The organism is Caproiciproducens sp. MSJ-32, assembly GCF_018918055.1.
Lineage (GTDB): Bacteria > Bacillota > Clostridia > Clostridiales > Clostridiaceae > Clostridium.
In genome coordinates this window covers 22,317-33,668 of record NZ_JAHLPS010000019.1, presented here as the reverse complement: position 1 = coordinate 33,668, position 11,352 = coordinate 22,317, and the positions used below count along the sequence as shown (strand labels likewise).

Genomic DNA, 11,352 nt, shown 5'->3' with positions numbered 1-11,352 from the left:
TTTACCGGATTTATTTCCTGGCATGGATAAAATTAAATTATTTTCTTTATGATAATTTATTAAACTTTCTAATAATGGCGCCTTAGTCATAATAGTCTCCTTGTCATTATTTTAGCTAATTTGTTATTATTTGTATAGACCTTCTTTTAAAAACTTTCTTCACCGTACTACATATAATTTTTTTGTCTATCTTTTCTATATTATTAAATTCTTCGCTATAAATTTTATAATCATTAAACATAGTACTATAGCTGGATAATTCTTTAGCTAAAATAATATTTTGTTCCTCCCTAAACCATCTTTTCAACTTTAAAACTTTAATAAAATCTTGTAAATCATTTTCCTTTATATTTATTAAAAAGACCTCTATATTTCTTATACATTCTTCAACCACCTCTATTGATTTTTCAAGTTTTTCCTTTGATGTATTAAAAAATATTTTATATAGCTTTATATACTTTTCATTAGCAATACTTGTCAAAACATCATAAACAAGTCCTTTCTTAGTCCTTAAATTATCAAATAATAAGGAATTTACTCCATCTCCAAAATATATATTAAATATTCTCAAAGCTTTAATTTCCTCTAAAGATAAATCCTCAATAGGAAAACATATTTGTACTCTACAAGTATTAATACCTTTCTTAATATCCTTAAAAATATTATCTTTTATTAATTCATATTCTAATTCAGTTTCTTCTAAAATACTCTCTCTATCCCAAGAGTCAAAATATTTTTCAACAATTGATTTAACTTCGTGAAATTCTAAGGAGGAAATAACCGCTATTGAAGTATTTTTAGGCAGGTAATTATTACTGTGAAATTCTTTAATATCTTTTAACTTTATTTTATTTAAACTATCCATTGTTCCTATAATAGGGTACTTTATTCTTCTATTTTCAAAACTATTAAAAAACTGCCTATCTTCACAATACTGATCTAATTCTTCATCCCACTCCATTAATTCTTCCTTAATTACTTCCATTTCTTCCATAAAGCCCTCTTCCTTAAAAGCTGGCTCTATTATTATATCCGAAAATAACTCAACACCCTTTTCAAAATCTTCAGCTAAAGATGTTCCATAAAATATAACATAAGGGTAATTTGTCATTGCATTTTGAAAACCAAAGATATTACTTAAATCTCTATTTATTTCAGCTTCATTTCTTTTTAATGTTCCCTTATACACCATATGTTCTGTTGCATGAGCTAATCCAAGTAAATTCTTTTCCTTGCCAGCACCTGCATCTATAGAAATTGAAATAGAAGTTAATTTTGAACTTGTTTTCTTATAAATTAACTTAATACTATTTTTTAATATATATTCCTGAATCATTTTATCCCCCTTATTCAGTTCACAGTTAATATACTTAATTAATTAATTATATAAAAGAAAGGGATGTCTTACAATTTAGTATCGCAAAACTTCCCTTCCCCATAAACTATTCACTGCAGCTTATAAACTAGACTAAGATTTGACTACTCCGCTTTTAGCGCAATAGCACATTCAATCCTCTTCTTCTGCATTTTACATCCAATTTCATATGGAATATTCATATCTCCATTGAAATTATAATTATTTGCTTGGCATCCACCACTGCAATAGAACTTCGCCCAACATTCCCTGCACTTTGGCTTATTATAGATATGAGCCTTTTTAAACTTCTTGCCTAATTCAGCATCATAAGTATCATCATATATACTTCCAAGCTTAAATTCTTCTTTTCCTACAAACTGGTGGCAAGGATAAACTTCCCCTTGTGGTGTTATTGCAACATATTCAAATCCTGCACCACAACCAGAAATTCTCTTATAAACGCAAGGGCCACCGTTTAAATCTATATTAAAATGATAGAAAGTATATTCATCCTTCTTTTCTCTTTTTCTTCTTGCCATGTCTTCATATAATTTATCATAACTTTCCATTATAGTTTCTAAATCCTCTTCCCTTAAGGAAAGGAGATGGTCATCCGGCAATACCACTGGTTCTATGGATATTTCCCTAAAACCTTCATTTACCATAGCCATTACATCTTCATAAAAGTCTGTATTGGCTCTTGTAAAAGTTCCTCTAACATAATAAGTCTTTCCAGGAGTCCTTTTGCTTATCATCTTTTTAATATTTGGTAATATATCATCATAAGATCCGCTACCATCAACTTTTATTCTAACCTTGTCATTTACTGATTTTCTTCCATCTAAGGATAAAATAATATTTCCCATTTCCTTATCCATAAATTCCATCATTTCTTCATTTAATAAGGTAGAATTTGTAGTCATTGTAAATCTAATATTTTTATTCCACCTTTTTTCATTTTCTCTAGCATATTTAATAATTTCCTTTATGGTATCCATGATTAAGGTTGGTTCTCCACCAAATAAATCTATCTCTATATTTCTTCTCGGACCGCTTCTTTTAACAACATAATCTATTGCTTTTTTTGCAGTTTCTAAAGACATAACACCTTTATGTCCATTATATTCACCTTCGTCTGCAAAGCAGTATTTACATCTTAAATTACAGCCATGAATTATATTTAAGCAGACAGCTTTTATATAATCTCTATCATCCATAGAGCTATGAGCAATTTCTTCGTATCTATCTTCAGTGTAAAGAAGCCCTTCTTTAATCAGCTCATTTATTTCATCATAAGCTTCCAAAACAACTTCCTTTTCATATTTTTCTGATAACTTTTCTAATAGCTCTTCTTTACTTTTCATTCCATTATCATCTAGTAAATCAAAAACAAGTTCATCTACTATATGAACAGCTCCAGTATTTACATCTAAAACAAAATAGTTTTCACCTTGCTTAAATTTGTGTATTAATGCCATTAATTTTCCCTCCAGATAAAAGAATAAAGAAAGCAGCAACTATTTAGCTGCTGCCTGCTTACTAATTTTCACACGCTACATTTGCAACTGTACATGAAGTCTTGCAAGCTGATTGACATGAATTAGCACATTCTTTGCATCCTGGTTTTACTAAACTATTTTTTATGTTTGTTTTGTTTATTGTTCTTATATGCTTCATATTAATACTCCCCCATTATTAATTTTCAAAACAATTTTATCATAAATATTTTGAATGTTGAAGTTAATTTTTCCCAAACCCCTTCTATTTATTGACTTATCGGCTTAACAATATAATTTGGATAAGGTATTCTTAGGGCCACCCCAGTTGAATCAAATGCAAAATCAGTTCCAGCTAAGGGGCTTTTCCCCTCTGCAAAATTCATAGACGTTATATACATAGCCTCCGCCATAGATTTTGCATCTTGTTGTACAGTACCTTCCATGAGCCCTGAATTTATTAAGTCAATAGCTTCTGGTATAGCATCAATTCCAAAAACAGGTATATAATTTCTTCCTCCAGGCAAATTATAACCATATTGCTGAAGGGCTTCTATTGCTCCAATTGCCATTTGATCATTATTAGCAATAATAACATCTAAATCTGTTATTATTCCAGGTAATACAGGAGTTAACCTCTCTTTTGTTATTTCCCTATCCCAATTCATAAATTCAGAATAAAGTTCATTTGTTCTTATACCAACATTGTTAATTTGTTCAATCACACAGCGGCTTCTTTCTATAGCTTCTTTATTATTTCTCGGTCCTTTTAATAATACATAATCTAATTGGTTATTTCTATTTCTATCTAAAACAATTTTATTTTGGATCTGATTAATAATCATTTCCCCCTGCATATTTCCTGATTGACATCCACTAGTACCAATAAAAATTGATTTTCCATAGGATTGAATACTATCCAAAGTAGTAGGCTCTCTATTAAAGAAAATAATAGGAATATTATTTTCCTTTGCTCTATTAACTAAGGATTGAGACTTATTATAATCGACTATATTTACTAATAATCCATCCACCTTATCTCTTAGAGCTAGCTCTAATTGTTGATTTTGCACTCCTTGATTATTGGCAGCATCATAATATATAAATTCAACCTTATCATGATTTAGTTGTTGGATTTCCTCTAAGGCTTTTTTTACCAGTGAAATATAAGCATCACTTTCATCATAAAAAAGAACAGCAAATCTTTTAATTTCATTGGGCTGACTCTTCACTATTGAGGTAAAAGAGTTTAATAATAAAATTAATAATAGAAAGAAGCATATAATAAATTTTCTTCTCATTTGTATCCTCCATTTATTAAAAATAGTATTCTTTAAAAAAATAATTAATTTTGAATACTATTTTAATTTTCATTTCTTAATATATATCCCCCATTTGGTATTCTTATTGCAACACCGCTGTTATCAAAAGTATAATCAGTATCCTCTAAAGGCTTCCTTTCATAATACATATTAAGTCCAATTTTTCTTATTGCATCTGCCATTATTTTAGGATCTTGAATCACTGTTCCTTCCATTATTCCCTTATTAATTAATTCTATAGCTTCAGAAATTCCATCTATCCCAAATACAGGTATGTACATTTTTTCATCACCTAAGTTATAACCAAATTCCTGAAGGGGCTCTATTGCACCAAAGGCCATTTCATCATTATTTGAAATTATAATATCTACATCTTGAAGCTTTAACAAGATTAAGGGAGTTAAATAATCCCTTACAGTCTTTTTATCCCAATTAAAATAACCAGAATAAATCTCATTAATTTCAAGATTACTTTTTAATTTTTCCAAAGCACATCTGCTTCTTAATCTTGATTCTATACTTTCCTTATTTCCCCTAAGCAAAATATAATCTAGTTTACCATTACGATTTCTATCTACTAATTTCTTGTTCTTAATTTGATTTAATATCATATCAGCCTGCACAAATCCTAGTTCACAATCATCAGTACCAATAAAAATAGATTTACCATAGGATTTAATTGCTTCAAAGGACTTAGGCTCTCTTACAAAAAATATGAGGGGAATATTATATCCTTTAACCTTATCAACAATATCATCCGTTTTATTTGTATCAACAATATTCATGAAAATAATATCAACATCATCCTTTAAAGCTTCATTTAATTGATTATTTTGAAGCTCTTGATTTTCTTTTCCATCAAAAAAAATTAATTCTATGTTCTTTTTGCTGCTATTAGCAAGATTGATTAAATTTTCTTTTAACGCAATATTATAATCATTATCCTCATCATAAAAGAATACTGCTGCTTTTATCCTTTCATCCTGAGGCTGAGCATTAACTTTCATATTTCTTAAAGAAAAGAAAAATATTAATGAAATACAAAAATTAATTATTAATATTCTTTTTAACATTTTATCTCCACCTTATTAATAATAATTTTATAAGTTCATTATTTTTCAATAAATTATTATTTATCACTTTAAAATAATTTTATCCTTACTTTTATTATTTATTTTTTTCAGTTTTATATTTATTTTTTTTATTGGATTTTATTAGAATTTCTTGATTCAATAATTTCATTCATATTTTCCTATTTTTCTTAATATAATATTGTATAATTTTATGATATTTTTAGGAGAACCTATGATACAGACAAATTGCAGTTTATTTTTTGATCCTTCAGTGGCAAACTACCTAATTGAATATAGGGGACCCTTCCTAGAAGAAATGGCAAGGGTAGATTATGCTTGTGGGGTAGCAATAACTGAGGCATTTGGCGTTGTTGCGGTGAATGAAAATGATTTAGATAGACTTAGAGCAGATGTACCTTCAATAGTATACATAGATATTCGTACTATGATGGTGCTTCAAGAGATTTCTCCTTCTTACGTTGATAATATCCATAATATTCAATTAAATCCATATTTGGATCTAAGCGGAAGAGGAGTGGTAGTAGGCATTATAGATACAGGAATAAACTATTTAAACCCTGAATTTATAAGGGAAGATGGTACATCAAGAATACTTAGTTTATGGGATCAAACTATAAGTTCTAATGACTTTCAAGATAATTATAATATGTACATGGGTAAAGTTTTTACTAATGAACAAATTAATTTAGCAATACAAGCAAGCCGAAACAATGAAGATCCTTATGCTATTGTTCCTTCAATAGATGATGTTGGACATGGTACTAAGGTTGCAAGTATTATTGGTGCGCGAGGAGAGAATCCTGATTTACAAGGAGTTGCTAATGGATGTGACTTTGTAATAGTTAAGCTATTTCAGTCTACTAACTTTCGACAGAAAATTCTTGAAAATAATATGACTCCTCCTCCCGTATATAATGTATCCGAACTATTTACTGCTTTAGAATTTCTTAAAAATGAATTTTTAAGACTTAACAGGCCTATGGTTATATATATTGGTGTAGGTACAACCTTTGGAAGTCATGATGGTGCTAGTTTAATATCTAGATATATAATGGATTTAATGGTCTATGGGCGATTATGCATAGTAATGGGTGTCGGTAATGAAGGTAATGCTCAAGGACATGTTTCAGGCTTTATACCAGGCGTACAAGAAACTTCTACTCAGGAATTTAGAATTTCTAGAGAACTAAGAAATTTTTCCTTCAGCATTTGGCTTAGAAGTCCAAATAGAGCCTCGATAAATATTACATCACCAAATGGGGAATCTAGTGGAATTATAGTTTCTCAAACAGGAAGAAGATTAAACTATAAGTATATATTTACTAATACTAGTCTTACAGTAACTTATTATACTCCTGAACATTTTACCGGAAATGATCTTATTAATGTGCAATTTACTGGAATTAAACCAGGTATTTGGAGAATTGACCTTATTGGTTCCTATATAGTTGATGGAAGATATGATATTTGGATGCCTCCTAGCAATACACTACCCCCTGGAGTAGAATTTTTAACTCCTGATCCACAAAATACTTTACTTGTTCCTGCTACCACCTTATATATTACAAGTGTAGCCTATTTGGGAATTAATAATTCAATTACCCCTACTTCTGGTAAAGGCTTTAATGTTAATGGATTTATTAATCCAGCTATTGCTACTACCGGAGTAAACATATTAGCTAGCGATGTTAATGGAAATAAAAGTACTTTATCTGGCGCTTCCGCTGCCTCTGCCATTATTGCTGGAGCCTGTGCCCTTCTTTTAGAATGGGGAATTATAAAGGGTAATGATAGGTCTATGTCTACTATAAAAATTAGAAGCTACTTAATTTATGGTTCTACTAGAAATCCTAATTTTACATATCCAAATGTAGATATTGGATATGGAGAATTTAATTTACTCGGAACCTTTAACTTTATTGCTGGAATTTTTGCTAATGCTTTAAGAAGCTCTAATAAAAGCAATAATGAAAATATTAAAAAACTTGAAAAATCTTATAATTTTCTAAAAAAGGATGGTGAAAATATTGAATAGGCAATTTAATGACTATGATAACATCTTTAATACCCCTAATATTTATCACTATCTTGTCCATTATATTGGCGATGTTGAAGCTGAAATAGCTAATTATCCTAACCTTAAAATTACAGTGATAACAGATAAATATGCAATACTATCTACATTTGAACCTCTTGAAGATATACTAACTTCTCCACCCTTTGAAACAATCATATATATAAACCCTTACACTATTTACAGTCTTCAGCAAATTTCACCATTAGAAGCCTCCCAGGCAGAATTTCTACAGCTTAATCTGCCTTTAAATATTCTAGGTACAGGTGTTAAAGTAGCCATAATTGATACGGGAATAGATTATTTAAATGAAGAATTTATGGACGAAGATGGCAATACCCGTATAGATTACATTTGGGATCAAAGCGCTCCTAATCAACTTGATCAAACAGAAGATTTTCCAATATTTTTTGGCACAATTTATAATAGGGAACAAATTCAAGAAGCTATCAACACCTATAGGCAAGGTGGAGATCCTTACTCTATTGTTCCTGTAAGGGATGAAATTGGACATGGTACCAATATGGCAGGACTAATAGGGGCAAGAGGCAAAAATCCTGAGTTAAGAGGTGTTGTACCTGATTGTAGATTTATTATTATAAAATTAGTAGAAGATATAGCCTTTAAATCTCTTTATAAAGTAGATATACAAGAACCTATTTATAATGTAGTTTCAATATTTGCAGCCTTAAGAAATATTTCTAACTATGCTTTATCTGTACAAGATCCTATTGTTGCATATCTTCCTTTAGGATCTAGTTTAGGAAGCCATAAAGGTTCAACCCTCCTAGAAAGGTATATCAGCAGTTTAGCCTTATATAACGGCTTTGCTATGGTAACTGTTACTGGTAATGAAAGAAATACCAAAAGGCATGCTTCTGCCACTCTTAGACCTGAAGAACCTATAAAAACCTTTGATTTAGATGTCGCCCCAGGACAAGGGTCCTTAATTGTAGATGTCTGGGTAGATCTTCCTAATGTTGTATCCGTTGATATTGTATCACCTTCTGGTGATAACACTGGAGTCATAAATTATACAACAAATTCTTACACCCATAATTTTGTATTTGAAAATACACGGGTAGATATATTCTATTTCATACCTGACGATAGTACCGGAGAGCAAAATATAAGAATTGTATTTTTAAACTTACAGCCAGGAATTTGGCGATTAAGATTTCTGGGTAATCAAATAATAGATGGAGCAATAAATGCCTGGCTTCCTCAAGGAGGTTTAACTCTTCCTGGTACTCAGTTTAACCCAGCTGATCCTTATGGTACTATAACAAGTCCAGGAAACTCTGATTTTATTATAACTGCTGCTGCATATAATCAAAACAATAATAATCTAGTTGATTATTCTGGAAATGCTTTTATTTCAGGATATATAAATCCCATAGATGTGGCTGCAGGAGGAGAAAACGCCCTTACCACTGCTCCAAATAATGAAATTGCCGTAGTAAGTGGAACTTGTGTAGCTGGTGCAATAGTTGCAGGAGCCTGCGCCATGCTTTTTGATTGGGGCATAATTCAAGGTAATAATAAAAATCTTTATACCCAAACTCTTAAAACTTATTTAGCTAGAGGAGTAAATGAAAGATCAGGAGATATATATCCAAATCCTCAATGGGGCTTTGGTATGCTCAATATCTTTAAGTTGTTTGATAATATTACTTAATTTATATAAAAAATCCCTTAGGGGATTTTTTATTTTATGAATAAAATTTTATAATAAATAAAAAATAATAGTATGTAAAAACAATAATTAAATTTAACTGTTCATAAAAAATAAAGTTTGGAGGAATACATATGAAAACAAAAAAAATATTGGCTTCTTTGGCTTTTACATTAACAGCTCTAATTTTTGTATCATGCGGACAAAATAATGGAAATGATACAAGCGATAAAGGAAGTACAGAACAAAATCAAAACAAGACAGATAATGAAAATACTGATGCTACTACAACAGCTTCTATCGTTGATAATAATGAAGCTTTTGAAAAAGCAATCAGTAAAGATGGTACTTGGATAATAGTAACCCTAAACGACTTAACTTTTGACAAGGAGTTAGTGGTAGACGGAGATTTCAAAAATGGTAAAAAAGACGAATCTACCAGTGAAGAACTTTTCCAACGTAAAATAGCATTATATACCCAAGACGAAAATCGTAATATAACAAATAAATTTACTTTAACAGCACCAAAACTAACCTTTAATAGCATAAATGGAAGTATAGAACATGGAACCTTCAAGGGAGATTTATATATTTCAGGAAAGAATTTTAAACTTGTAAATCAAGTAATTGAAGGGAATATCTACTTCTTAAATCAAGAAGCAATGGACACTTTTAAAATTGAAGACAAAGATGGAGACACACCTTCAAAGGTAACTGGTGTCCAAGAATTAAAAACAGAATAAAATAAATCCAATGTAAAAAGCTTCTATTTCTCTTGTATTAATAGAAGCTTTTTTATATAAAATATTTTTTCTAATAATAATATTTTTAGCCAACTATATATATATATATTTATTAAAGCAGCTTTTCTAGCTCCAGCATTAATAATTCAATATCATCTTCATTTGGATGATTTTCTGCTTCAAGAAGTTTATCCTTAATAGCTTCATATTTTTCTGGCATTCCATTTTTAATTTTATCTTTTACAGCCTCAGACACTTTACCTTGACACATATATGAACCAATAAGGGTATTAGAGTCTGGAATTAACGCTTTTACAGAATTTAAAATTCCGTCAAAATATTCTTTAGTATTATTATATCCTGCAGTTCCAAATGTAAAGACTTTCTTATTAACAAGCTTACTTATAAAAGTTTTTATATCTTGTCCACATGTACCAATTGTCCAAAAACCTATAAAAATAATATCAGCTTCAAGAGCCTCATCTGATGGCTTTCCAAAATAGCATTCTCCTACTTTATTTTTTATTGCTTCTGCTAATTTTTTTGTATTTCCAGTTACACTACTATATACTACTGCGTATTTCATTTCTTAATCTCCTTATATAATATTTATTTCATTTGAATTTTACCACAATTATCTATTAACATCAATAATCTATTAATAATAATTATCAATAAATCCTGTGAATATTTAAATTTTAGTAACAAAAAAAGACTATCTCCTATCATTACAGATTAAAATGTACCCTATGGAATAGACTTTTTTTAAATTGTCTATTCCATAGGGTACATTTTAGATAGAAAATAGTCTTTAAATAATTAATTTTATTCTTCCCATCCTTCTGGAAATTCTGCATTGTGGTAAACATTTTGAACATCATCATCATCTTCAAGCAAATCTAACATTTTTTGGAACTTCTTAGCATCTTCTTCATTAAGAGGTGTATAAGTATCTGGAATCATTTTAACAGATGCTTCTAAAAATTCTAATCCTTCAGCCTCTAATGCTTCTCTAACTTTTCCAAAATCTTCTGGAGCTGTTGTTATAATAAATACTTCTTCTTCAGCTACAAAATCTTCTGCTCCAGCATCTAAAGCAAGCATCATTATTTCATCTTCATCTTTATCTTCTCTTTCAATAACTATTTCTCCCTTTTCTTGGAACATAAAGCTTACACAGCCTGTTGTTCCCATATTTCCACCACCTTTGGTGAAAGCACTTCTTACATTTCCAGCTGATCTATTTTTATTATCAGTTAAAGTTTCTACTATAACTGCTACTCCTGAAGGACCATAACCTTCATAAACAATTCTTTCATAATCTATTGCTGAAAGTTCTCCTGAAGCTTTTTTAATTGCCCTTTGTATATTATCATTAGGCATATTAGCCGCCTTTGCTTTTGCAATAACATCTCTTAATCTTGGATTATTGTCAGGCACAGGACCACCATTTTTAACTGCAATAGCTAATTCTCTTCCTAGCTTAGTAAAAATCTTTCCTCTTTGAGCATCAACTTTTCCTTTTCTATTTTGGATATTATGCCATTTTGAATGTCCTGCCATTTTTATTCCTCCCGATATACAAATTAAA

Annotated in this window: 10 protein-coding genes; 3 read left to right on the top strand and 7 right to left on the bottom strand. The window is 29.9% G+C overall.

The features are described from left to right. Positions 1 to 115 precede the first annotated feature (115 nt). The 5 genes from KQI16_RS02375 to KQI16_RS02355 form a co-directional block, all read right to left on the bottom strand. Complete coding sequence (locus KQI16_RS02375) at positions 116 to 1,333, bottom strand: M16 family metallopeptidase (protein WP_216431939.1); 1,218 nt, start codon at positions 1,331 to 1,333, stop codon at positions 116 to 118. Between the two features lie 146 nt (positions 1,334 to 1,479). After that, positions 1,480 to 2,835: a thioether cross-link-forming SCIFF peptide maturase gene (gene scfB, locus KQI16_RS02370; RefSeq protein WP_216431937.1), complete on the bottom strand. Its 1,356-nt coding sequence runs from the start codon at positions 2,833 to 2,835 to the stop codon at positions 1,480 to 1,482. A 61-nt stretch (positions 2,836 to 2,896) separates the two neighbouring features. Beyond that, positions 2,897 to 3,034, bottom strand: coding sequence for a six-cysteine ranthipeptide SCIFF (scfA, locus tag KQI16_RS02365; RefSeq protein ID WP_119864673.1), 138 nt, complete (start codon positions 3,032 to 3,034; stop codon positions 2,897 to 2,899). A gap of 88 nt (positions 3,035 to 3,122) precedes the next feature. Next, positions 3,123 to 4,154 carry a galactose ABC transporter substrate-binding protein gene (locus KQI16_RS02360; RefSeq protein WP_216431936.1) on the bottom strand — a complete coding sequence of 344 codons (1,032 nt, stop codon included), beginning with the start codon at positions 4,152 to 4,154 and terminating at the stop codon, positions 3,123 to 3,125. Positions 4,155 to 4,216: 62 nt separating this feature from the next. Further along, complete coding sequence (locus tag KQI16_RS02355; RefSeq protein ID WP_216431934.1) at positions 4,217 to 5,248, bottom strand: galactose ABC transporter substrate-binding protein; 1,032 nt, start codon at positions 5,246 to 5,248, stop codon at positions 4,217 to 4,219. Between the two features lie 232 nt (positions 5,249 to 5,480). On the opposite strand from KQI16_RS02355, the gene KQI16_RS02350 reads away from it, so the two are divergent. From KQI16_RS02350 to KQI16_RS02340, 3 genes are all read left to right on the top strand, one after another. Beyond that, positions 5,481 to 7,304 carry a S8 family peptidase gene (locus KQI16_RS02350; RefSeq protein ID WP_216431931.1) on the top strand — a complete coding sequence of 608 codons (1,824 nt, stop codon included), beginning with the start codon at positions 5,481 to 5,483 and terminating at the stop codon, positions 7,302 to 7,304. Then, positions 7,297 to 9,021, top strand: coding sequence for a S8 family peptidase (locus KQI16_RS02345; RefSeq protein WP_442861799.1), 1,725 nt, complete (start codon positions 7,297 to 7,299; stop codon positions 9,019 to 9,021). Before KQI16_RS02350 ends, KQI16_RS02345 begins: the two co-directional genes overlap by 8 nt. Positions 9,022 to 9,152: 131 nt before the next feature. Next, on the top strand, positions 9,153 to 9,761 hold the full coding sequence (locus tag KQI16_RS02340; protein WP_216431927.1) for a hypothetical protein: 609 nt from the start codon (positions 9,153 to 9,155) through the stop codon (positions 9,759 to 9,761). A 112-nt stretch (positions 9,762 to 9,873) separates the two neighbouring features. On the opposite strand, the gene KQI16_RS02335 is transcribed toward KQI16_RS02340, so the two are convergent. Both KQI16_RS02335 and KQI16_RS02330 read right to left on the bottom strand, forming a co-directional pair. Next, positions 9,874 to 10,347 carry a flavodoxin family protein gene (locus tag KQI16_RS02335; protein ID WP_216431925.1) on the bottom strand — a complete coding sequence of 158 codons (474 nt, stop codon included), beginning with the start codon at positions 10,345 to 10,347 and terminating at the stop codon, positions 9,874 to 9,876. Between the two features lie 239 nt (positions 10,348 to 10,586). Then, positions 10,587 to 11,324 carry a YebC/PmpR family DNA-binding transcriptional regulator gene (locus KQI16_RS02330; RefSeq protein ID WP_216431923.1) on the bottom strand — a complete coding sequence of 246 codons (738 nt, stop codon included), beginning with the start codon at positions 11,322 to 11,324 and terminating at the stop codon, positions 10,587 to 10,589. Positions 11,325 to 11,352 lie beyond the last annotated feature (28 nt).

Bases quoted from the DNA above. Each gene is read 5' to 3' on its own strand.
- scfB (WP_216431937.1), bottom strand. From the start codon at position 2,835: ATGGCATTAATACACAAATTTAAGCAAGGTGAAAACTATTTTGTTTTA.
- KQI16_RS02350 (WP_216431931.1), top strand. From the start codon at position 5,481: ATGATACAGACAAATTGCAGTTTATTTTTTGATCCTTCAGTGGCAAAC.
- KQI16_RS02330 (WP_216431923.1), bottom strand. From the start codon at position 11,324: ATGGCAGGACATTCAAAATGGCATAATATCCAAAATAGAAAAGGAAAA.
- KQI16_RS02360 (WP_216431936.1), bottom strand. From the start codon at position 4,154: ATGAGAAGAAAATTTATTATATGCTTCTTTCTATTATTAATTTTATTA.
- KQI16_RS02340 (WP_216431927.1), top strand. From the start codon at position 9,153: ATGAAAACAAAAAAAATATTGGCTTCTTTGGCTTTTACATTAACAGCT.
- KQI16_RS02335 (WP_216431925.1), bottom strand. From the start codon at position 10,347: ATGAAATACGCAGTAGTATATAGTAGTGTAACTGGAAATACAAAAAAA.
- scfA (WP_119864673.1), bottom strand. From the start codon at position 3,034: ATGAAGCATATAAGAACAATAAACAAAACAAACATAAAAAATAGTTTA.
- KQI16_RS02355 (WP_216431934.1), bottom strand. From the start codon at position 5,248: ATGTTAAAAAGAATATTAATAATTAATTTTTGTATTTCATTAATATTT.